Raw genomic sequence first — 21,082 nt, 5'->3', positions numbered from 1 at the left:
GACTCACAAGTCGTATGTGGAATATTCCAAACCTGCTCACTAGCTTCCGGATCCTGCTGATTCCGGTGTTTTTGGGGATTTATTACCTGCCTGGCAGTGATGCAAAATTTTGGGCCGCTTTTGTGTTTGCGCTTGCCGCAATTACCGATGGCTTAGATGGGTACATTGCACGTCGCTTTAATCAGTTTACGAAATTCGGGGCCTTTCTTGATCCGGTTGCCGACAAAGTGATGGTTGCTGCATCCTTGATCGTGGTAGTCGAAACCTATGCGGTGTGGTGGATTAGTGTGCCGGCACTGGCAATTGTGAGCCGTGAACTGGTGGTTTCTGCATTGCGCGAATGGATGGCACAAATCGGCAAACAAGAAAGTGTCAAAGTCTCGAATCTTGGTAAGGTCAAAACCACAGCGCAAATGGTGGCTATTGGTGGTTTGATTTGGGAGGCCAATACTTTTGTGGTTGTTTTAGCGACGCTGCTGTTGTACATCGCATTTGTGCTAACACTTTGGTCAATGTGGGAATATTTGCGCGCGGCATGGTCAGATTTAAGTCAAGTGGATTAAAAATAAGCAAACAAACCAGTGAACGGCAAAAAATCGTTGACCTTGACGAAATAGACAGTAGAATGCCTCGGCACTGGACGCGGGAATAGCTCAGCTGGTAGAGCACAACCTTGCCAAGGTTGGGGTCGCGAGTTCGAATCTCGTTTCCCGCTCCAAACTCGATGGCGGGTTGGCAGAATGGCTATGCAGCGGATTGCAAATCCGTGGATCTCGGTTCGACTCCGGGACCCGCCTCCATCGAACCTCAGGTATTGCATCTTAAGATGTGCCCGGGTGGTGAAATTGGTAGACACAAGGGATTTAAAATCCCTCGCTGGCAACAGCGTGCCGGTTCAAGTCCGGCCCCGGGCACCATTTAAATCAATAAGTTACGTTCAAAACATCCTCAAATCGAAGCGAAAATGCAACTGGTATAGTTGTGGTATAGTCGCGTCACTTTTTGGTATAGAAAGGCTCAACCGTAAAATAAATCTGTTGAGTGAACTTGTCTAAACTAGAATCTAGCCTCATATTAATCTTATTCTTGTGTAGCAAAACATAATCGAGATCGTGCTGTGTTAATCCGTCTGCTCATTGCATCTTTAGTCGTTGTTCTTGTCGGCGCTGAACGCGCAGTGACAAAAGTAACGCTGGATGACGGTTACACCTCTACAACCTTAGAATTCCCAGCCGTAGCCTCTGCGCACAGCGGTAATAGTGATACAGATAGCGATACGATTGCAGTTGCACGATCACCCGTCGTAAAACCAATTTCGGTTAAGGTCCAAGGCCTTTTTCAAAATAACTACTCCAGAATAGTAAAAGCGGCACACCACGTACGCGCACCGCCATTACCTTTCAGTTAAGTCCAGATCACATTATCTAATCACTTAATTGAAAAGGAGAAAGAACATGGCTTCTTTCCACGTACTTTCATGGCATCCAGCCGAAATATCTACGCGTTTGTTGCAATCAGCGAGCGCATCTACTGACACCAAGTTGAGTTGGCATGCTGCTGCGCCTGCGGTGTTCGAGTCACTGGCTGCGCAAAACATCTTGCTGACCGAATCGATGCGCTTGCCCGAAGCTGAGGAACTGTTGCTAAAGCATAATCTTCGGTACGCCTGTGTCATTGATGCGCAAAAGAGCTTTACTGGTTTATTATTGACACGCGAGCTTCACAGTCGACATAGCGGTGCGCTCTGTAGTGCCTTGCAGTTACCATGGGCGCAACTAGAGGTACGGCATTTGATGCAGCCTTTGACGCAGCTACCCGTAGTGAATGAAGCCAATTTTCGTAAAGCAAAAATCGGTGACATTGCGGCGACCATGCAAGCGGTTGGTAAAGACTTTGTCTTAGTCGAGAATGTTCAGGGCTTGTCGGGATTTGTTAGCTCCTTAAAGGTGCTGCAACTCACTGGAGAGTCGGTTCGCCTGTATCCTAAAGCGACTACTTTCGCTGAGGTGTTTAGTGCGCTGAAGCATCCCGAAATTACCGAGGTTTAAGCTTGTTGCTAATAGCGTAACAAGCTAGATTAGTAGCATGTAGAAGCAACGGAGTAGACGAGATGACCAATAACTCATGGATGAACGCCGATACACTCCTTGTCATTGCGCAGTGGCTTTTGGGTTTATTTGTACTAGTACTGATCTTAGGTTTGCTCAGTATTGTGGTGATGTACATTGTGGACAAAACCCAAACCAAGCACACCATACGGCGTAATTTTCCAGTTATTGGGCGGTTTCGTTATGTGTTTGAAAATCTCGGAGAGTTCTTTCGGCAATATTTCTTCGCGATGGACCGCGAAGAAATGCCGTTTAATCGCGCCCAACGCAGTTGGGTGTATCGTGCAGCAAAAAATGCTGATCGGAATTTGGCGTTTGGCTCCACCCGTGATTTAACCAAAAACGGGACTATCATTTTCGCTAATGCGCCATATCCGCCGCAAAGCGAAGAAAAAACCCAACCTGAACCCGTTGAAATCGGTCCCTACTGTCGCACGCCTTACGCACCAACTTCATTCTTCCATATCTCGGGGATGAGTTATGGCGCATTGTCGCCGGTCGCTATTCGCGCATTATCGAAAGGCGCAAAACTAGCGGGATGTTGGTTGAATACCGGAGAAGGGGGATTAAGCCCTTATCATCTTGAAGGTGAATGCGATATCGTGTTTCAAATCGGTACGGCAAAATATGGCGTACGCAATAAAGACGGTTCGCTAAATGAGCTGCGGCTTAAAGAGCTAGGCGAACATCAATTGATTAAGATGTTTGAATTAAAGCTCAGCCAAGGTGCAAAGCCGGGTAAAGGCGGCATCTTGCCAGGTTTAAAGGTTAATAAAGAAATTGCTGAAATCCGTGGCATCCCAGAGGGTGAAGACTCGATTAGTCCAAATCGGCACCCAGAAATCAAAACGGATGATGACTTATTAGATTTTCTCGCCAAAATGCGTGAAATCACCGGTAAACCTGCCGGAATCAAATTCGTCATGGGCGACCCTGGTTGGATTGATGAGCTTATCGATTGTATTAAACGGCGAGGTATTGAATACGCGCCCGATTTTATTACTCTCGATAGTGCTGATGGCGGCACCGGTTCGGCGCCACAACCGTTGATGGATTACGTCGGTTTGAAGCTGCAAGAGAGCTTGCCAATTCTGGTCGATAAGTTAATCGCCAGTGGCTTAAAAGACCGCATTCGCGTGATAGCCTCAGGTAAACAGATTTCGCCAGCAGACGTTGCTTGGGCGCTCGCGATTGGTGCCGACTTTATTGTCTCGGCGCGTGGCTTTATGTTTTCACTTGGTTGTATCCAAGCGATGCAGTGCAACAAAAATACCTGTCCGACCGGAATTACCACCCATGATAAAAATTTGCAGCGTGGGCTCGATCCTGAAGATAAATCGGTACGCGTGGCGAATTATCATAAATATCTCGAATATGGCGTTAATATCATCGCGCACTCGTGCGGTGTTTCAGATCCTCGCCAGTTGAATCGTCGCCATGCACGGGTAGTGACCCACACCGGCGATAGCGTCAGTTTAGCAGAGCGTTATCCGCCACAAGCACCTAGGCAATAAAACACCATGATTATCCAGCAGTACTTCAAGATGTTGGCGCAACATCCGCGCTTTTTGATGTTTGGATTTTTAGCCACTTTTTTCTCAAGCTTCGGCCAAACTTTTTTCTTAGCGTTGTTTACCGATACGCTCATCGACGCGTACCAGCTTAGTTATAGCAGTTATGGTGCAATCTATGCCGGTGCAACTTTTGCCGGCGGTTTTCTATTGATGCGCATAGGTAAACGCATTGACACCGTGAGTCTCGGTAAATTTACCGCTTTTGCGTTTTTCGGATTTGCCCTAGCCGCAGCACTGATCACTTGGAATATTCATGTCTTAGTTCTTTGCGTCGCACTCGCTGGCCTGCGCTTGTTTGGTCAGGGCTTTATGGGGCATATTGCCATGACTAGTATGGGTAGATACTTCAGTGCTCAACGCGGTAAAGCAGTTGCTTTCGCAGGCATGGGGTTTCCCTTGGCGGAGCTCATACTGCCATTACTGATCATCAGTCTACTAGCGTTTTTTGGTTGGCAAGCTGTGTGGTGGGGCGTTGCAGTGAGTTTGCTACTCGCACTACCATTGATGGTTTATCTACAGGGCGCAAAGCCAGTTGCGGGCTCAGTAACAGAGCCGACCTCAGAGAAAGTCATAGAGCCAACACTGCGCCAACGTGACCTGCTACGTGATGCAAAGTTTTGGCAGGTATTGCCCGCTTTACTTGGCTTACCTTTTGTCTTTACAGCCGTAATCCTTAATCAATTCTGGCTAGCCGAGCAGTTTGTTTGGTCGCCAGCCGGTACAGCGACTGCAATCGCTGCATTTTCGCTTACGCGGGTCACTATGAGTGTATTTGCCGGTGACTGGATTGATACCATAGGTTCGCGCAAATTGATCGGTTTAAACATTATCCCGCTCGCGATGGGGGTGGTGTTATTGAGCTTTGGATTCGGTTTATGGAGTTGGTGGGCTTATCTAGCGCTGGCCGGTATCAGTGCAGGTATTAATTCGGCGATTTCAGGTTCACTGTGGGCCGAAATTTATGGCACCAAGCAGCTAGGCACAGTGCGTGCCTTGGTTCATGCACTAATGGTTTTTTCAACTGGACTATCGCCATTTTTAATGGGTTTGATGATCGACTGGCAAATCACACCACAATGGATGCTGCTTAGCTTTGCTGGTTTGTTGGTGTTAGCTTGGTTGAACGCACGGCGTTTGCCAAGTTAGAACGACGCTCTAGCTCTTTGGCTGTGCATGCTCAATACGGCTCGCGAGCCATTTACTAAATGCCACTACTGACACTGGATGATGAGTGCTTTGTTTGTAACTCACGTACACGGCAGTGTCGGCATCGATGGTCACATCCGCACTCCGTTGGAGTTGTTGCAGTTGTGGGTGTTCGAGCCACAGTCGATCGGCGAGGGCAAAGCCAGGTAAAGCGTTGACTAGGTCAATGGCTAAATTGCTGCTACTGACATTCTGCGCTGCGGCCTGTTTACTGTCGTGCGACAATTTTCCTTGCGCGCGCTTCCACAGTGAGCTGTCGGTGGCGACGAACCAAGTTAAAATTGCGGCATCGTAGCTTTGCGGGTGCGCTACGGGTACAAATTGCGGCATGTATAGACGCTGTTGTTTCAGGGTGCGATCTTTCACTTTACCGGCGCTTACTAGCACATCAACTGTGCCTTGTTGTAAGTCCTGTTGCGCGTGCGCATCCACACTTGCCCCATAAACATCGGCAAAGGTTAGTACGTGCAAGCGTATATGCGGGTACAGCGCATTGAAGTCAGCGAGGCGTTGGGCTAACCAAAACCGTAGCAGGCTATCGGGCACCATAATGCGCAGGGTCGTAAGTTCTTCGTCGCCACACAACTGAGTTTGCTGGACGGCATGCTGCATTTGCTGAAATAATGGCAACAATTGACGTGCTAACACACGGCCGGCAGGCGTTAAGGCATAAACACGGTTGTCGCGATGAAATAAAGAGGTACCGAGTTGGTCCTCCAATGTTTGAATATGACGCGTCACCGCAGACTGCGAAAGTCCAAGGTGCTGCGCCGCGTGTTTAAATGAAGTAGCGTTAGCGGCGAGCGCGAACACCCGTAGCGCATTCAGTGAATAGTCTTTCAACATAGAGCCTCGGAACCCTGCGGTTTTGTTAATACATATTGCATAAATTAAAACTAATGATGAGCCTTTAATCAATGTATTTACAAGAATTTGTCGAAATAGCGATTCTGCATTTTCTCGCCGTTGCCTCGCCGGGGCCCGATTTTGCGGTGACGGCTCGCTATAGTCTGGCCTATGGCCGTAGAGTTGGACGTTGGGTCGCACTCGGTATTGGTGTGGGTATTTTAGTGCACGTTGCCTATTCACTGTTGGGCGTGACTTTGATCATCCACCGTTATCAATGGGTGTATGCATCCTTACTCCTGTTAGGCGCGCTATATCTCGGCTGGATCGGTTGGCAGGCGATTCAAGCGAAACCCAATGGTCAGCGTCCTGAATCAGCTCATGCGGCAGGACAGTTCAGTCGTGGCAAAGCCTTTCGGGTGGGTTTCATTACCAACGGCTTGAACGTCAAAGCTACGTTGTTTTTCATGACCTTATTCGTCACTATTATTCAACCTACAACACCCACTTGGATAAAAGCCGGTTACGGGCTCTATATGGCTGTTGCCACCGCAGCTTGGTTTGCCTTTTTAGCAAGTGCATTCACGATTCCGGCTTTTTACGAGCGGATTTGGCGCTACGGGCATTGGATTGATAGAGTCATGGGCGCGCTTCTACTGTTCCTTTGCGGTAAGTTATTGCTCGACTGGTGGCAGGTAATACAAGTTCTGCTTGGCAGTTGAAACTGGTATTATACTAGCCTTAATTAAGTGATAGGTGTCTGAACGTATTATGCAGTTATTTGTAAATGATCTAACCGTAATTGATTTCTCTTATTTATGCCCAGAGCGAGGTATTGTGGGGGAGAGTTGGATCGTTGATATCATTCTTGACGGAAGCTTGAACGAGCAGTCAATGGTGCTTGATTTTGGTCGTGTGAAAAAGCAGATCAAACGGATTATCGACGATGCCGTCGATCATAAACTCGCGGTACCTGCGGAGCATCCGTTTACCAGGGTGACCCACGCCGACGACGAGAATAGCTATTGGGTCGATTTTTTACGCCCTCAGCAGCGTTCCATTCACTTATTCTGTCCAGCTGATGCCTATGCTTTTATTGACGCTGATCGGGTTGATATGAGCTCGATTAATGCTTATCTGCGCGCGGTTATTAAACGCGAACTGCCAGGCAATATTGAAGGTCTTGAAGTGCTGCTGCGTAGCGAACAGATTGACGACGCCTATTATCATTACACTCATGGTTTGAAGAAACATGATGGTAACTGCCAACGCATTGCTCACGGCCATCGCTCACGACTGCAGATCTTTATTGATGGTCAACGCGATCGGGCTCTGGAACAGCTTTGGGCCGAACGTTGGCGTGACATTTATTTAGGCTCGCAAGAGGATGTCGCAGCTTTGGCCAATTTACAACGCTCTGCTGCTGCTGCCGACTTAAGTGAAACGACGCATATTGGTTATAGCTATACTGCCGACCAAGGTTTGTTTGAACTCATTGTGCCACTACCGGAAAACGATTTAATTGCGACTGACTCAACGGTGGAATGCATAGCGACGCATTTGGCAGATGCTATTCGAGTGCAGCGTCCGGCGGCTAACACTGTGCAAGTTAGAGCGTTTGAAGGTGTCGGCAAAGGAGCAATTGCTTATGCTTAAGACTCTTTTTACGGTGGCACTACTGGTGTTGCCAAGCACAGCTACAGTCACGGCGAGTACAGTCGAGCCAATTGAACTGAAAGGCGCGCGTACAGCGGGGGCATTGATGATTGGCAAAACCGATCCAACGGCCGAAGTATCGCTCAATGGTGAAGCGCTAATGGTGCACCCCGACGGTCATGTTGTGTTTGGTTTTGATCGTGATGCTAGCGGCTCGCAAGAATTGGCAATCACGTTCGCTACGGGTGAGGTCGTCAAGCAATCAATTGAACTGCAACCTCGTGAATACCAGATTGATCGGGTTGAAGGCGTGCCGCAGCGCACGGTAACGCCAGATCCGCAACAAGTAGCTAGAGCCCGCAAAGAAGCAGCAGCAGTGTGGAAGGCGCGGCAGACGCTGTCACATCGTACCGATTTTCTGCAACCGGTGATCGAACCTGCACAAGGGCGCATCAGTGGTGTGTACGGAAGCCAACGCATTTTTAATGGCGAACCGCGCAACCCGCACTTTGGTCTTGATGTTGCAGCGCCTACTGGCACACCAGTGAAAGTCGTATGGCCGGGCGAGGTTGTCTTTGCCGATACTGATCTGTTCTATTCCGGTGGGACCATCATTGTCGACCATGGCTTAGGTATTTCTACGACTTATATTCATCTAAGTCGGGTAGATGTCGAAGTTGGTGACACTCTCGAACAAGGCCAAGTCATTGGTGCCATTGGTGCAACCGGACGCGCGACTGGGCCGCACCTTGATTGGCGCGTCAACTGGCGTGACGTCCGTTTGGATCCAGCGCTGGTGTTAGAGCACTTTTAAGCCAACCGTAACCATTGGTTTGCGAGCGTAGCGTCAGTGACTTTCAGCACGTAGTTGTTGTGCTTGGGTGCCTGCCAAGTAAGTTTCAGTTGCAGCAGCTCATCACGCCGAAAAGCGTGCACCGTCACCGTATCACCTGGCTGATAACGTTCAAAAATTTCCCGCATATTGGCATCGGTTACTTGTAAGAAATCGATGGCTATCAAGCGGTCTTGTGCACTCAAACCAGCAAGCATTGCCGCTTCATCGGCATAGAGATTCTGCAACTCCAAACCATACGCGGTGCCTTTAAATTTCGCCCCCAAAGCAACCGGCAGCGGTTGTGCTGCCGCACGTCCACCTACGGTATTGTCATCTTGCGCGGGACTTTGCTCGCAACTCACACCAAACTCTTGCAACAGCTGTAATGTCGGTAAGCTTTCACGCTGGTTCACAGCACGCTCGATAAACGCGTGTAAATGAATTTGGTAGCGTTGTTGGACAAAGTCAGCAAAGTCATTTTCCGAAGTACCTTTGAGCGTTGCGCCAAACTCACGCCAGAACTCACTCAAACACTGACCGAGAGAAACCTTACCTTTGCTTTCTTTGCGCAGTAGTAAATCAATACACAAAGCGATTAAAGCGCCCTTGGCGTAGTAACTCACCACCGCATTCGGCGCGTTTTCATCTTGTTTATAAAAGCGATTCCAGGCCTGCATACTGGAATCGCCGACGCTATGTCGGTCTAGGCCAACGCCGCGTCGCACACGCGCTAGAGTATCACCTAATAGACCGAGATAGGTATTGGCGTCGATTAAGCCTGCTTGGTGTAATACAAAATCATCGAAATAAGAGGTCACACCTTCGTAAAACCAAAGCTGTCGTGTATATTGTTCGGCCTGTAAGTTGTACGGTAAGAACTCTTTAGGCTTCAGCGTCTTCACGTTCCAACTATGAAAATACTCGTGACTACATAAACTTAAAAAGGTGCGATAATCCGTATCAATAGCCGCGCGTGTGTTGGGGCTCACCAAGTCGCGACGACTACAAAGTAGAGCGGTCGAATTACGATGTTCTAGTCCGCCAAAGCCTTTGCCAACCACCATGGTTAAGAACAAATACTCGTCGAAGGGCACTTGTTTATCGAATTGGGCAATTTGCTGCTCACAAATTTTCGCTAGATCACCACAAATTCGAGCGAAATCCGCATACTGCCGACCGGCAGTGACAAAGGCATGTTTAACGCCACCAGCGATAAACTCATGGATCGCTAAATCACCCAACAAAACCGGATAATCGATCAATGCTTCGTAGGAGTCAGCTTGAAACTCACCACTGCTGTATCGCTCACCCTTGATGCGTGGCATGCCAGTTGCAATACGCCAGTTCAGTGTTTCATCCAACAGGTTAAGCGCGAGTGCGTGCGGTTCTTGTTCAAAGCCTTTAACACTTAAACAAAGGCTACTGTTGTTGAAAAAGCCCCAAAGCTGATCAAGGTAGGCGCTGCGCACGCTTAGATCAAATGCATAAACAAGATAAGTAACAGTAACGGCTTGCCCATGGTTCTGAATACGCCATGTTTGCTTATCAACTACGGTCACCGCCAGTTCAGTACCATCTGCTTCGGCGCGCAGATCGAGCACATTGCGGGCAAAGTCGCGAATCATGTAACTACCGGGGATCCAGGCCGGCATCGTAAGTTCGATAAAGTCAGCGTCGGTAGCGGGAATACTAAGTTGAACTGCGAATTGATGTCCTTTGGGATCGATCGGCGTGACGGCGTAATGTAACACTGGAACCTCGGAGTCGAACTGCGATGAGCAGCATCTTAGCATGCGTTGAACAAGCTATACAGTGGGCTGAATGCGATAAATGAGCGGCACATTCATCATGGTAAAAGGTATAATCAAAACGTTATGAACAGGATTTGAGTCACTATGATCACACGTTGGCAGGCATTTCTAGACGACCGCAACCGATTTTTCTGGGTTCTCCAAGCCGCAGGCTGGTTTGGCTATGCGCTGGTTCACTATATCGGTTCACTGATGCACGAAATGCGTGCCGTGTATGTACTGATCATACTGCTAGGCGCTTATGCAGGGTTTCTGTTAACGGTTCCACTACGCTATTTGTATCGCCGCATTTGGGAACGCCCGCCATGGCTGCTCATCTTTGTTGTCTTGGGTGCATCTTATGTCAGCGCTAGTATTTGGGCGGTCATTGATAACGCTACTTATTGGGAAGTCTATAAATTTGGCTTCCGTCCAGAGAGTAACTGGTTCTATTTTAAAAATGCTCTCGCCAAATTTTACATCATGCTCAGTTGGAGTGGCCTGTACTTTGGCATCAAGTACTATCAGATGTTGCAAGACGAAAAACAAAAAGCCTTGATGGCAACCTCGATGGCGCATCAGGCACAACTGAAAATGCTGCGTTATCAGCTTAACCCGCACTTTTTGTTTAACACCTTGAATGCGATTTCTACGCTGATTTTGATCAAAGAGAATGATCTAGCGAATCGTATGATGACCAAGTTGAGTTCCTTTTTGCGCTTCTCACTTGATAACGAGCCGATTAAGAAAATTCCATTGCAACGCGAAATTGACGCATTAATGCTTTATCTCGATATCGAGAAAGTGCGTTTTGATGAGCGTTTACAAGTTGCAATTGATATTACCGCTGAAGCCGAAAAAGCAATGGTTCCGAGTCTGTTTTTACAGCCATTAATAGAGAACTCAATTAAATATGCGATTGCTAAACTTGAAGACGGTGGGGTGATTGCTATTCAAGCCAGACGCGAAGGCGATGATCTGGTTCTGGTTATTTCTGATAACGGTCCTGGCTGTGCAGAACCAGAAAAGCTATTACAAAAAGCCGGCGGTGTTGGTCTTGCAAATACCCGCGACCGATTACAAGCCTTGTATGGGAAGAGTTACTCATTTACATTATCTACTAACAAACCGCATGGCATGCGTATCGAGATTCGCATACCTTTTGAACAGGTTGAGGCTAAATGAGTCAACACATTCGTACCCTAATTGTCGACGATGAATCACTCGCACGGCGCGGTCTTGCTGTGCGTTTGCAAGAATTTCCGCAAGTTGAACTACTAGAAGAGTGCCCAAACGCTCGGCAAGCACTCGAGACGATCGTCGAGTTGCAACCTGATCTGGTATTTCTCGACATTCAAATGCCTGGAATGAATGGCTTTGAGCTCATGCGAGAAGTGCAAGCGCGCGGCGTTCCATTACCTATCGTGGTATTTGTCACGGCTTATGACCAGTACGCCATCAAAGCGTTTGAAGTGCGCGCTATTGACTATCTGCTAAAGCCAGTCGACCATGAACGTCTGGCGCAAACACTGCATCGTGTTGAAAAAAATCTGGCTCAGCGTGAACGTAATCAGCAACAGCAACGTATGCTTAATTTGTTGGCAGATGCCACCGGTGAAGATTGCGAGGCTATTCTGAAAAAGCTCGCTGATGACCAAGATTTTGGTGCTGCACGTTATCCCGAGCACATTGCGATTAAAGAAAGTGGCGAGATCACGCGCGTAGCGATTCAGTCAATCGAATGGATTGATGCGGCCGGTGATTACATGTGTATTCACGCGGACAACGAAACGCATATTTTGCGTCGTACCATGAAAGAATTGGAAGATGAGCTAAATCCGACACGGTTCCAACGCATTCATCGTTCGGCAATCGTGAATTTAGACCAAATCGAAAAACTCTGTAGCCGGCAAAATGGTGAGTACCACATCATTCTGAAAAATGGCAAAGAACTAAAAGTCAGTCGTAGCTACAAGGAACGGATCAAAAAGCTGATTCTTAATTCCTAATCACTCAAGGGGTGCTGATAACGATGCGAACGGTAAGTCTTAAACTGCTAACAATCATCGTTGTCACACTTCTATTTAGCGGCTGTTCAACACAGTTTGGTTACCGCTTCGCTGATACCTACCTCGAATATCAACTTGGCAAGTACGTTGCTCTTGATGACCCGTTAGCCGGGGAGGTTTCAGCCAGTATCGACGCGTTACACCAATGGCATGCACAAACACAGATGCCGGCATATGCCGCTTTCTTGACTAAGCTGATCGACGCGGTTGAAAACGACCGCATCGATGCGCAACAACTCAACACCTATGCTGACCAAGCGTATGGCTTTTGGCGGGTCATACGGCAGCAAGCGGAGCCTTATGCGCAACTTTACCTGCCACGCTTAGACCAGACTCAGCGTGAGCAACTGGTGGCGAAACTACGTAAAGACCTTGCGCGCGAACGCGAAGAAGATCAGAACGCCGACCCGCGCGAACGGCAACGCGAACGATTTCAACGCACTATCGAGCGGGCCGAGGAGTGGCTTGGACGCTTAGAGCCTGAGCAATTACGGCTACTACACCGGTGGATGGCGCAGCGGGAAAGTAACGATGACTTGTGGTATGCCTATCAAGTAGCTTGGCTCGACGCTTTTGAGCAAACACTGCAAGACCCACAAGCAGAGGATTTCAGTCGCTCTATTGAACGACTCATGACCAACCCGGAGCAGTGGCGCAGTGAAGAGCTGCAACAAAGCAGTCAGTACAGCCGAGCAATGACCATCGAGTTTTTTGTTGCCATGTATGCAACGCTAAGTGTTGAACAAAAGCGGCGCATTCGTAACAAGCTCGCTGATTATCGCGAACTTGTTACGGATATCGCGCAAGATTTCAGTGCCTAGCGGACTTCAATAATCTTACAGGTGTTGGTGGAACCAACGGTTTCCATCACATCACCATGGGTAAGGATTACAAGATCACCTGGTACCACATGTCCACGCGCTTTGATTTCGTTAATCGCATCGCGAATCAGCGCTTCGGGCTTGCTTTTAGTCGAATCAAACGCGATAGGATAAACTCCTCGGTACAGCGCGCAACGATTGCGGCTATCTGGATGCCGTGACAGAGAGAAGATTGGCAAAATGGTATGAATTCGTGACATCAATTTGGCAGTGGTGCCAGACTCGGTTAAGGCGATGATGGCTTTTACGCCGGCTAAATGAGTCGCGGCATACATTGCGGTGATTGCGGTCGCTTCTTGCGTATTAGTAAAGGTTTCCTCCAGTTCGCTATTGTCTAGCCGCGCCGCGGGGTGCGTTTCGGCACCTAGACAAATCTCCGCCATGGCTTTGACGGTCGCTACCGGATATTTCCCTGCTGCAGTTTCTGCCGATAGCATCACTGCATCGGTACCGTCTAGCACGGCGTTCGCCACATCCATCACTTCTGCGCGGGTTGGCATTGGGTTTTCGATCATAGTTTCCATCATTTGCGTTGCCGTAATCACAACCTTATTGAGCTGACGGGCGCGTTTAATGATGAGTTTCTGTTTACCGACCAATTGGGCATCGCCGATTTCAACACCTAGATCACCGCGCGCTACCATGACCGCTTCAGAAGCACGAATGATATCGTCTAGCGCTGCATCAGTTGCAACAGCTTCAGCCCGCTCAATTTTGGCACATAACATGCCCGTGCCGTTGGCAGCGCGTAAAAGTCGACGTGCTTCATGCATATCGGCACTCGAACGCGGGAAAGATACGGCAAGATAATCCACGCCGATTTCTGCAGCGAGTTTAATATCTTGGTAATCTTTTTCCGTTAACGCCGCCGCGGAGAGGCCACCACCGAGTCGGTTGATACCCTTATTATTCGATAGCTTACCGCCAACAATCACGGTGGTGATGACTTTTGAGCCTTCAACACGGTCCACTTTGAGCCGAACCCGCCCGTCATCTAAAAGTAGGATATCTTCAGGTTTAACATCTTGCGGCAATTCTTTGTAATCAATACCTACCGCTTGTCCAGTGCCGGCATCGCTTGCCATCGCTGCATCGAGGGTAAAGGTGTCGCCTTCGTCGAGCGTGACATGGTCGTGAACAAACTTTGCGATGCGAATCTTGGGACCTTGCAAATCACCTAAGATCGCCACGTGAGTCCCGAGTCGCGCGCAGATATCACGTACCAACTTCGCCCGTTGTTTGTGATCATCCGCTTTGCCATGGGAGAAGTTCAACCGCACCACGTTTGCACCAGCTTTGATTAAGGCCTCTAAAGTGGCTGGATTATCAGTAGCGGGGCCAAGCGTTGTGACTATTTTGGTACGGCGTAACATAAAGAGCTCCTTTGGACAGCAAGATAATGACTGCAATATTGTGTGTCGCGAATTGTAGCACGCTGAGAAATGCGGTCGACACTTTCTGGTACTTCGGAGGTCTTTTCAGTACAATAGCGCTCGATTTTTTCCGTTTAACTGTTTTCCTCTTTAACGCAAAGGTAATCGCATGAGTGACCAACAGCAGGATCTGACGCTTCAAAGCTGGCAGGAACGCCAGGAATACGCTGAAATGATGCAACCTATTTTAGGCCGTCTGTATCGTAACTACGGTGTTGAAATTTTGGTCTATGGCCGTTCACTGTTAAACGTTGATACCATCAACATCATCAAAGCGCATCGTCTGATCCGCCGGCATGAAGGGGTGAAGCTGCGCTTGCGTGAGAGCTTCCCGTTCATCGAGGCCATCAGCAAGATGAAACTTGCACCGGCGCGCATTGACTTAGGTAAATTGGCTTTCAATTACTTGCATAAAGACGCCGGCAAGGGTGCTTCTATCGAAGATTACCTAAAAGCAGAGCTGGAAGAAATCATCGACAAGGTCGATGAAATTCCAACCACTGATGTTGTGCTTTATGGCTTCGGTCGCATTGGCCGCTTGTTAGCGCGTTTATTGATTGAGCGTAACGGTAGCAATAATAAAATGCGATTGCGTGCGATCGTGGTTCGCGGTGGTCGCGACGGTGATTTAGAGAAACGCGCGAGTCTATTACGTCGTGATTCGATTCATGGCCCATTCAATGGTTCCATCACGGTTGATCATGAAAATTGTGCGATCAAAGCCAACGGTACCAGTATTAAGGTTATTTATTCAGATGGCCCTGATCAAGTCGACTACACACAATATGGGATCAACGATGCCATTGTTATCGACAACACGGGTATTTGGAAAGACGAAGAAGGTTTAGGGCTGCACTTGAAGTCAAAAGGCGTCAAGAAAGTATTGCTGACTGCTCCGTCAAAAGGTGCCATCAAAAATATCGTGTACGGTGTCAACCACCAAGATATCGCACCAGAAGATTTGATTGTTAGTGCCGCAAGTTGCACGACCAACGCCATCACGCCAGTGTTGAAAGTCATCAATGACCACTATGGTATCCGCAATGGTCACGTTGAAACTGTGCACTCGTACACCAATGATCAAAATCTCATCGATAATTATCACAAAGCCGAACGTCGTGGCCGTTCTGCACCCTTGAACATGGTCTTAACCTCAACTGGTGCAGCAAAAGCAGTAGCGAAAGCCTTGCCAGAGTTAGCTGGTAAATTAACCGGGAACGCGATTCGCGTGCCAACGCCGAACGTTTCAATGGCGATCATGAATTTGAATCTGCAAAAGGCAACCAGCAAAGATGAAATCAATGCTTTCTTGCGTGACCAAGCTCTCCACTCAGATTTGCAAGCGCAGATTGATTTCACTGCTTCAACCGAAATTGTATCCACCGATTTGGTAGGTTCGCGTTACGCAGGTGTGGTTGACTCACAAGCAACCATCGTTGATGAAGATCGTGCCGTACTTTACGTTTGGTACGACAATGAGTTCGGTTACAGCTGTCAGGTGATTCGTGTTGCTGAAAAGATGGCAGGGCAAGAACTTACCAATTTGCCTAAATAAGACTTTTTCAATCACAGCAAAAGCGCCAATCGGCGCTTTTGTTTTCTCGAATTAAAGGATTACAACATGCTAATTACTGCGCAATTTGATAGTGGCAACATCGAAGTCGTGAAGGCTGAAGATCCTGCCGCCATCGAACTTAAAATTCGCCAAGACCATCAGTCTGATTTTTATCAGTGGTTTCACTTTAAGCTTTATGGCGAATTAGGCACTGAACATGTGATGAACATTACCAATGCCGGAGGGTCTGCTTATCCGGATGGTTGGCAGGATTACTCAGCGGTTGCCTCGTATGACCGTGAAACTTGGTTTCGCGTGCCTACCAGCTATGATGGAAAAACCCTTACGATTCGTCATACGTTGGAGCAAGAAAGTGTCTACTTTGCCTATTTCACGCCGTATTCGTATGAGCGTCATCAAGATTTAATTCATTGGGCACAACAATCTAGCCTAGTTGAACATGTTTTGCTGGGACAAACGCTTGATGGCCGTGATTTGAATCTGTTAGTCATTGGTGAACCCGATGAGCGCAAACAAAAGATTTGGGTCACCGCACGCCAGCATCCAGGTGAATCAATGGCTGAATGGTTTATCGAGGGCATGTTAGGTCGTTTACTTGATGATGAAGACGGCGCAGTGCGTAAGTTGCTGCAAGATAACGTCTTTTATGTAGTTCCTAACATGAACCCAGATGGCAGTGTCCGGGGCCACTTGCGCACCAATGCGGTGGGGGTCAACCTCAACCGGGAGTGGCAAGCACCTTCGCTCGAACGCAGCCCTGAGGTGTTTCATGTTCTCAACGCGATGCAAGAGACTGGCGTTGATTTATATCTCGACATTCACGGTGATGAAAACCTGCCCTACAATTTCTTAGCGGGTTGTGAAGGCGTGCCTTGCTACAACGAACGCCATGAAAAACTTGCTGAAAAATTCAAAGCAACGCTACTTGCCATCACCCCAGAGTTTCAAACTGAATTTGGCTACGAGGTGGACCAACCAGGCGAAGCTAATCTTACGGTGGCAAGTAACGCAGTGGCAGAGCGTTTCGACTGTTTAGCCTTCACATTAGAGATGCCTTTCAAAGATAATGCCAACCTGCCAGATGCAGACTTCGGCTGGTCGGCGAATCGCAGCGCACAATTAGGTGCAGATGTGCTCAGCGCAGTCTATGCTGTTGCGAATGACTTGCGCGTTTAACGCGCGCAAGTTAGCTTAAGTACGTAATAACGACAATAAATAACAATTACAATTCGCAAGGGGGACACCTTGGAAGCCATTAATAACTTTCTGTTACTGCTCGATAGCTATCTAGGCTCGGCAGCTTACTTTCCTTACATCCTGCTGGGTGTCGGTATTTTCTTCACACTGTATCTCGGTTTCCCGCAAGTCCGATTTTTCGGTCATGCCTGGAAAGTTGTTACAGGAAAATTCGATAAAAAGGGTGCGCAAGGTGACACCAGTCACTTCCAAGCCCTTTCTACCGCACTTTCTGGCACCGTTGGTACGGGTAATATCGGTGGTGTTGCACTGGCGATCTTTTTAGGCGGTCCGGCAGCGATCTTCTGGATGTGGGTAACTGCATTCTTGGGCATGACGACCAAATTCGTCGAAGTGACTCTATCGCACAAATATCGCGTCAAAACCGAAGATGGCACTATGGCCGGTGGCCCCATGTATTACATGGATCGGCGCTTGAACATGAAGTGGTTGGCAGTCATCTTTGCGGTGGCGACCATCATCAGTTCATTCGGTACTGGTAACATGCCGCAAATTAACAACATCGCACAGAGTATGGAAATGAGCTTCGGCTTTGATCCAATGCTCACCGGTGGTGTGCTTGCCATCTTACTAGCAATGGTAATTATCGGTGGGATTAAGCGTATCGCTGCAGTGACCTCTAAAATCGTGCCAATTATGGGCGTACTCTACATTTTAGGTGCATTGAGCGTTATTTTGTTTAACATCGAAAATATCGGTCCTTCATTTGCGGCGATCTTCACCAATGCCTTTAGTGGTTCTGCCGCAACGGGTGGCTTCTTAGGCGCTACCTTCGCCTACGCCTTTAACCGTGGGGTCAACCGCGGCTTGTTCTCTAACGAAGCAGGTCAAGGTTCAGCGCCCATCGCGCACGCATCAGCACGCGCCGATGAGCCAGTATCAGAAGGTATGGTTTCGATCCTCGAACCTTTCATCGATACTATCGTTATTTGTACGTTGACGGCATTGGTGATTTTGTCTTCCGGCGTTTGGAGTGAAAAACATACCAATACCTTCGAAAAAGCCGATTTAGAGATCATCGCTGGCAACTATGATGATCGCACAGAAGCTGATCGTACTGCGCTCTATCACTACTTGAACGACACCGACGAAAATAGTATCGAAAAATATAGCGGTACGATCGAGGTGCAAAATGGTGAACCTGTCAGTAATGGCTATACCATGTTGCATGCTCGCTCTGTAGCAGAGAACGTGCGCTTTATCGTCGCTGGAGAAGACCCCTATACTGGTACTTTACGTATTGAGAACGGTCGCATGATGAAACAAGACATCGTCATTATGGGCGATAGTTTGGTGCACTCTGCTGCGCTTACGTCAATTGCCTTTGCCAACGGTTTCTTCGGTGCGGCTGGTGAATACATTGTGCCTATTAGCTTGATGCTATTTGCTTTCTCGACCGCGATCGCTTGGTCTTACTATGGCGACCGTGCAGTGGTTTATTTGTTCGGGCAACGCGGTGTTATGCCATACCGAATCATCTACGTTGCAGGTTTCTTTGTTGCTTCGTTTGCCGATACAACTCTGGTATGGACTTTGTCCTATGTCGCGATCGTGCTCATGACCTTACCCAACTTACTCGGGATCATGCTATTACGGCGCGAAATGAAAGATACCGTCAAAGCCTATTGGCAAGACTTTGATGCCGAACAAGCGAAAAAGAAAGAAGAACAGTAACTTTCGTTCGCCTAAGTGTTGGTTTCATTTAAGTGCCCGCAGTCATCGCGGGCACTTTACTTTGTAGCCTCGTTTCAACACTTGAATTTCGCCCTGAAACCCTTATATTGCTTAGTCCGATGTAGTTAAAAGAGGCCCTCATGGCAATCATTCAATGCCCCTCATGTAACAAGCGCGTTTCAAGTCGCGCTGAAGTCTGTCCGTATTGTGACTTTCAATTGGCCGGGCGTTCACCTGATGAACTTGAACAAGCGCAACAGCGAGCGTTGCAACGCCGCAAAGAAAAGCTGCTCGGACAATCAATGTTAGCGCTGTTGGTCGCGATTGGTGGTTTTGCCTACAGTTTTCTTGAGCAGCCGCATCCAGAAAGTTGGCAAGCAGCTGTGAGCTATGGTGCCATGGCGCTTGGTTTGGTGTGGTTTATCGTTAATCGCGTACGTATTTTAATGGTGAAACGGAGTCGTTAATGCAGTTTGAAGACCTACTCGCCAGTATTACCCCCGAGACGTTCCAACGTCTCGTCAGTGCCGTGGAAATAGGACGTTGGCCCGATGGCGTAGCGCTTACTGAACGGCAAAAAGAAGACACCATTCAATTGGTCATGGCTTATCAAGCCAAATATTGTCCGTCAGATGAACCATTCCGTGTAGGTGCTGATGGCCTGCTCGTGACCCGTAGCAAACGTGAAATGCGTGATGCCGCTGTGGCATCAAAAGGCGAGCGTATCGCCAGTTTCTCCCTTAACCAAGAAGACTCTAAGTAATATGGCGACAGCTACTGATTATGATTTGTTGTTGGCGCAAGCCGAAGCAATCACCGCTGGGGAACCAGATCTCATTGCAAACCTAAGCAATTTATCCGCACTGGTTTACGAAGCGCTGGATGATGTGAATTGGGTTGGTTTTTATCTTACACGCGCGCCAGGAATGCTGGTATTAGGGCCGTTTCAAGGCAAGGTCGCTTGCTTGCGCATCGCGTTTGGCAAAGGTGTCTGTGGTACCGCTGCGGCGACGCGTGAAACACAACGCGTCATCGATGTTCATGAGTTTCCTGGGCATATCGCCTGTGATAGCGCATCTAATTCTGAAGTAGTGGTACCTTTAATTGTCGAGGATCAGGTCGTTGGCGTTTTTGACTTAGACAGTCCTTCAGTCGGGCGCTTCAGCGCAGATGATGCAGCTGGTTTAACCCGTTTGGGAAGATTTATCGAAACCTTAAACTGGACCTAAATCCATGTATAGTGAGTTTGATATTCATGCGTACTTGGTCAGTTATCAAGACATGGCTTTCTTCGAAGATGAGGCAGAAGTCGCGGTTGACCAATTGAATGAAATGCTCCATTACATTCACAGTATGGCTGCAGAAGATGATACTCTGGAAACCCTTGAAGAAGTCGTGCGGCGCACGTTATTCGACTGGATTGAGAACCCGGAACTCCTCGATCTCGATAGCGATGAGATGTACACCTATATTGAAGAGCAACTAGCTGACGCACGTCAGCAGGAAAATGATGAACATGAGTGAAGTAAAGAAACTAAGCAACAATAAAGAAGTCATCGCGTATCTTGCAGAAAAATTCCCTGCTTGCTTTAGCGTTGAAGGGGATGCGAAACCATTAAAAATTGGTATTTTTGATGATCTCGCGACGCGTCTTGCGGACGATGATGCGGTGAGTAAAACACGCTTGCGTACCGCTTTACGACACTATACCAACAGCTGGCGTTACTTACGTGCGATGAAGGTTGGTGGCGAACGGGTGGATCTCGATGGCAAAGTAGTTGCTAAAGTTGAAGAAGAGCATCAAACTCACGCAGCAGAAGCGCTAGAGCAATCGCAAGCTGCTGTTGCAGAACGCAAAAAAGCGGCGGCGAAAGCCGCGAAACCGACTGCTGCTAAACGTGCACCAACAAAAGCCGCACCACGCAAAGACACCAAGCGTAGCAAACCAAATTCGACGCCAACACGTAAACCAATAAAACAGTCAGCACCAAAGCTGCAAGCGGTAACTAGTTCGCAGTTAAAGCCAGGGCAGCAAGTTCAAGTAAAAGCAGGGCAGAAACCTATCGCTGGTGAAATCGTCGAACTTGACCGCAACGACGTAGTAGTGCAACTTCATAACGGACTGACTGTCAAAGTATCAGCCGAAGCGATTTTTGTTGCCCAGCAGGAGTAGTCGA

The 21,082-nt window shown here is 48.3% G+C and carries 21 protein-coding genes and 3 tRNA genes; 21 read left to right on the top strand and 3 right to left on the bottom strand.

The window, feature by feature from the left end; genetic code table 11:
* The first annotated feature begins 14 nt into the window (after positions 1-14).
* The 7 genes from pgsA to IDAT_RS01240 all read left to right on the top strand — a co-directional run bounded on the left by pgsA (position 15) and on the right by IDAT_RS01240 (position 4,828).
* Complete coding sequence (gene pgsA, locus IDAT_RS01270) at positions 15-563, top strand: CDP-diacylglycerol--glycerol-3-phosphate 3-phosphatidyltransferase (RefSeq protein ID WP_034729482.1); 549 nt, start codon at positions 15-17, stop codon at positions 561-563.
* 79 nt (positions 564-642) lie between these two features.
* Positions 643-718: transfer RNA gene (locus tag IDAT_RS01265), tRNA-Gly, on the top strand.
* A gap of 8 nt (positions 719-726) precedes the next feature.
* A tRNA-Cys gene (locus IDAT_RS01260) sits at positions 727-800 on the top strand.
* Between the two features lie 30 nt (positions 801-830).
* Positions 831-917: transfer RNA gene (locus tag IDAT_RS01255), tRNA-Leu, on the top strand.
* A gap of 537 nt (positions 918-1,454) precedes the next feature.
* Positions 1,455-2,048 (top strand): CBS domain-containing protein, encoded by a 594-nt coding sequence (locus IDAT_RS01250; protein WP_034729478.1) that lies wholly within the window; start codon positions 1,455-1,457, stop codon positions 2,046-2,048.
* Positions 2,049-2,128: 80 nt separating this feature from the next.
* Positions 2,129-3,622 (top strand): FMN-binding glutamate synthase family protein, encoded by a 1,494-nt coding sequence (locus tag IDAT_RS01245; protein WP_244441587.1) that lies wholly within the window; start codon positions 2,129-2,131, stop codon positions 3,620-3,622.
* 6 nt (positions 3,623-3,628) lie between these two features.
* A complete protein-coding gene (locus IDAT_RS01240; RefSeq protein WP_034729473.1) occupies positions 3,629-4,828 on the top strand; it encodes an MFS transporter in 1,200 nt (399 codons plus the stop codon).
* 9 nt (positions 4,829-4,837) lie between these two features.
* Here the strand turns inward: IDAT_RS01240 and IDAT_RS12910 are convergent, their stop codons facing one another.
* Entirely contained in the window at positions 4,838-5,734 is an 897-nt protein-coding gene (locus IDAT_RS12910; protein ID WP_051986492.1) for a LysR family transcriptional regulator, read from the bottom strand.
* 71 nt (positions 5,735-5,805) lie between these two features.
* On the opposite strand from IDAT_RS12910, the gene IDAT_RS01230 reads away from it, so the two are divergent.
* Genes IDAT_RS01230 through IDAT_RS01220 form a run of 3 tightly spaced genes read left to right on the top strand, consistent with a single transcriptional unit; the run spans position 5,806 to position 8,204 of the window.
* A complete protein-coding gene (locus IDAT_RS01230; protein ID WP_034729470.1) occupies positions 5,806-6,456 on the top strand; it encodes a LysE family translocator in 651 nt (216 codons plus the stop codon).
* A 49-nt stretch (positions 6,457-6,505) separates the two neighbouring features.
* A complete protein-coding gene (locus IDAT_RS01225) occupies positions 6,506-7,390 on the top strand; it encodes a 6-carboxytetrahydropterin synthase (RefSeq protein WP_034729467.1) in 885 nt (294 codons plus the stop codon).
* The gene (locus IDAT_RS01220) at positions 7,383-8,204 is read left to right on the top strand and encodes a M23 family metallopeptidase (protein ID WP_034729463.1); all 822 of its coding nucleotides are present in this window, start codon (positions 7,383-7,385) and stop codon (positions 8,202-8,204) included. Before IDAT_RS01225 ends, IDAT_RS01220 begins: the two co-directional genes overlap by 8 nt.
* On the opposite strand, the gene IDAT_RS01215 is transcribed toward IDAT_RS01220, so the two are convergent.
* A complete protein-coding gene (locus tag IDAT_RS01215) occupies positions 8,201-9,976 on the bottom strand; it encodes a M61 family metallopeptidase (protein WP_034729460.1) in 1,776 nt (591 codons plus the stop codon). The genes IDAT_RS01220 and IDAT_RS01215 overlap by 4 nt on opposite strands.
* Positions 9,977-10,120: 144 nt before the next feature.
* Between IDAT_RS01215 and IDAT_RS01210 the strand changes: the two genes are divergently transcribed.
* Genes IDAT_RS01210 through IDAT_RS01200 form a run of 3 tightly spaced genes read left to right on the top strand, consistent with a single transcriptional unit; the run spans position 10,121 to position 12,905 of the window.
* Positions 10,121-11,200 (top strand): sensor histidine kinase, encoded by a 1,080-nt coding sequence (locus tag IDAT_RS01210; RefSeq protein ID WP_034729457.1) that lies wholly within the window; start codon positions 10,121-10,123, stop codon positions 11,198-11,200.
* A complete protein-coding gene (locus tag IDAT_RS01205) occupies positions 11,197-12,024 on the top strand; it encodes a LytR/AlgR family response regulator transcription factor (protein ID WP_034729454.1) in 828 nt (275 codons plus the stop codon). The genes IDAT_RS01210 and IDAT_RS01205 overlap by 4 nt, the downstream gene beginning before the upstream one ends.
* A gap of 23 nt (positions 12,025-12,047) precedes the next feature.
* On the top strand, positions 12,048-12,905 hold the full coding sequence (locus tag IDAT_RS01200) for a DUF6279 family lipoprotein (protein WP_034729452.1): 858 nt from the start codon (positions 12,048-12,050) through the stop codon (positions 12,903-12,905).
* Here the strand turns inward: IDAT_RS01200 and pyk are convergent.
* A complete protein-coding gene (pyk, locus tag IDAT_RS01195) occupies positions 12,902-14,338 on the bottom strand; it encodes a pyruvate kinase (protein WP_034729449.1) in 1,437 nt (478 codons plus the stop codon). The two genes, IDAT_RS01200 and pyk, sit on opposite strands and share 4 nt — an antisense overlap.
* Positions 14,339-14,507: 169 nt before the next feature.
* On the opposite strand from pyk, the gene IDAT_RS01190 reads away from it, so the two are divergent.
* The 8 genes from IDAT_RS01190 (at position 14,508) to proQ (ending at position 21,078) form a co-directional block, all read left to right on the top strand.
* Complete coding sequence (locus tag IDAT_RS01190; RefSeq protein ID WP_034729447.1) at positions 14,508-15,953, top strand: glyceraldehyde-3-phosphate dehydrogenase; 1,446 nt, start codon at positions 14,508-14,510, stop codon at positions 15,951-15,953.
* A 66-nt stretch (positions 15,954-16,019) separates the two neighbouring features.
* A complete protein-coding gene (locus tag IDAT_RS01185; protein ID WP_034729445.1) occupies positions 16,020-17,150 on the top strand; it encodes a M14 family metallopeptidase in 1,131 nt (376 codons plus the stop codon).
* A gap of 69 nt (positions 17,151-17,219) precedes the next feature.
* Positions 17,220-18,905 carry an alanine/glycine:cation symporter family protein gene (locus IDAT_RS01180; protein ID WP_034729442.1) on the top strand — a complete coding sequence of 562 codons (1,686 nt, stop codon included), beginning with the start codon at positions 17,220-17,222 and terminating at the stop codon, positions 18,903-18,905.
* A gap of 140 nt (positions 18,906-19,045) precedes the next feature.
* Positions 19,046-19,372 carry a zinc ribbon domain-containing protein gene (locus tag IDAT_RS01175; RefSeq protein WP_034729439.1) on the top strand — a complete coding sequence of 109 codons (327 nt, stop codon included), beginning with the start codon at positions 19,046-19,048 and terminating at the stop codon, positions 19,370-19,372.
* Positions 19,372-19,668, top strand: coding sequence for a YeaC family protein (locus tag IDAT_RS01170; protein WP_034729437.1), 297 nt, complete (start codon positions 19,372-19,374; stop codon positions 19,666-19,668). Before IDAT_RS01175 ends, IDAT_RS01170 begins: the two co-directional genes overlap by 1 nt.
* Before the next feature lies 1 nt (position 19,669).
* Positions 19,670-20,134, top strand: a complete 465-nt coding sequence (locus tag IDAT_RS01165) for a GAF domain-containing protein (RefSeq protein WP_034729434.1) — start codon at positions 19,670-19,672, stop codon at positions 20,132-20,134.
* Positions 20,135-20,138: 4 nt separating this feature from the next.
* Positions 20,139-20,429: a hypothetical protein gene (locus IDAT_RS01160; RefSeq protein ID WP_034729433.1), complete on the top strand. Its 291-nt coding sequence runs from the start codon at positions 20,139-20,141 to the stop codon at positions 20,427-20,429.
* Positions 20,422-21,078, top strand: coding sequence for an RNA chaperone ProQ (gene proQ, locus IDAT_RS01155; RefSeq protein ID WP_034730204.1), 657 nt, complete (start codon positions 20,422-20,424; stop codon positions 21,076-21,078). The genes IDAT_RS01160 and proQ overlap by 8 nt, the downstream gene beginning before the upstream one ends.
* Positions 21,079-21,082 lie beyond the last annotated feature (4 nt).

The sequence above is a fragment of the Pseudidiomarina atlantica genome (assembly GCF_000753735.1).
GTDB lineage: Bacteria > Pseudomonadota > Gammaproteobacteria > Enterobacterales > Alteromonadaceae > Pseudidiomarina > Pseudidiomarina atlantica.
The sequence above is the reverse complement of the archived record's forward strand: the minus strand, read 5'-3'. Positions and strand labels throughout refer to the sequence as shown.

What these genes read in the sequence shown, in the direction of transcription:
- pgsA (WP_034729482.1), top strand. Translation starts at nt 15, where the DNA reads ATGTGGAATATTCCAAACCTGCTCACTAGCTTCCGGATCCTGCTGATT.
- IDAT_RS01250 (WP_034729478.1), top strand. Translation starts at nt 1,455, where the DNA reads ATGGCTTCTTTCCACGTACTTTCATGGCATCCAGCCGAAATATCTACG.
- IDAT_RS01245 (WP_244441587.1), top strand. Translation starts at nt 2,129, where the DNA reads ATGAACGCCGATACACTCCTTGTCATTGCGCAGTGGCTTTTGGGTTTA.
- IDAT_RS01240 (WP_034729473.1), top strand. Translation starts at nt 3,629, where the DNA reads ATGATTATCCAGCAGTACTTCAAGATGTTGGCGCAACATCCGCGCTTT.
- IDAT_RS12910 (WP_051986492.1), bottom strand. Translation starts at nt 5,734, where the DNA reads ATGTTGAAAGACTATTCACTGAATGCGCTACGGGTGTTCGCGCTCGCC.
- IDAT_RS01230 (WP_034729470.1), top strand. Translation starts at nt 5,806, where the DNA reads ATGTATTTACAAGAATTTGTCGAAATAGCGATTCTGCATTTTCTCGCC.
- IDAT_RS01225 (WP_034729467.1), top strand. Translation starts at nt 6,506, where the DNA reads ATGCAGTTATTTGTAAATGATCTAACCGTAATTGATTTCTCTTATTTA.
- IDAT_RS01220 (WP_034729463.1), top strand. Translation starts at nt 7,383, where the DNA reads ATGCTTAAGACTCTTTTTACGGTGGCACTACTGGTGTTGCCAAGCACA.
- IDAT_RS01210 (WP_034729457.1), top strand. Translation starts at nt 10,121, where the DNA reads ATGATCACACGTTGGCAGGCATTTCTAGACGACCGCAACCGATTTTTC.
- IDAT_RS01205 (WP_034729454.1), top strand. Translation starts at nt 11,197, where the DNA reads ATGAGTCAACACATTCGTACCCTAATTGTCGACGATGAATCACTCGCA.
- IDAT_RS01200 (WP_034729452.1), top strand. Translation starts at nt 12,048, where the DNA reads ATGCGAACGGTAAGTCTTAAACTGCTAACAATCATCGTTGTCACACTT.
- pyk (WP_034729449.1), bottom strand. Translation starts at nt 14,338, where the DNA reads ATGTTACGCCGTACCAAAATAGTCACAACGCTTGGCCCCGCTACTGAT.
- IDAT_RS01190 (WP_034729447.1), top strand. Translation starts at nt 14,508, where the DNA reads ATGAGTGACCAACAGCAGGATCTGACGCTTCAAAGCTGGCAGGAACGC.
- IDAT_RS01185 (WP_034729445.1), top strand. Translation starts at nt 16,020, where the DNA reads ATGCTAATTACTGCGCAATTTGATAGTGGCAACATCGAAGTCGTGAAG.
- IDAT_RS01175 (WP_034729439.1), top strand. Translation starts at nt 19,046, where the DNA reads ATGGCAATCATTCAATGCCCCTCATGTAACAAGCGCGTTTCAAGTCGC.
- IDAT_RS01170 (WP_034729437.1), top strand. Translation starts at nt 19,372, where the DNA reads ATGCAGTTTGAAGACCTACTCGCCAGTATTACCCCCGAGACGTTCCAA.
- IDAT_RS01165 (WP_034729434.1), top strand. Translation starts at nt 19,670, where the DNA reads ATGGCGACAGCTACTGATTATGATTTGTTGTTGGCGCAAGCCGAAGCA.
- IDAT_RS01160 (WP_034729433.1), top strand. Translation starts at nt 20,139, where the DNA reads ATGTATAGTGAGTTTGATATTCATGCGTACTTGGTCAGTTATCAAGAC.
- proQ (WP_034730204.1), top strand. Translation starts at nt 20,422, where the DNA reads ATGAGTGAAGTAAAGAAACTAAGCAACAATAAAGAAGTCATCGCGTAT.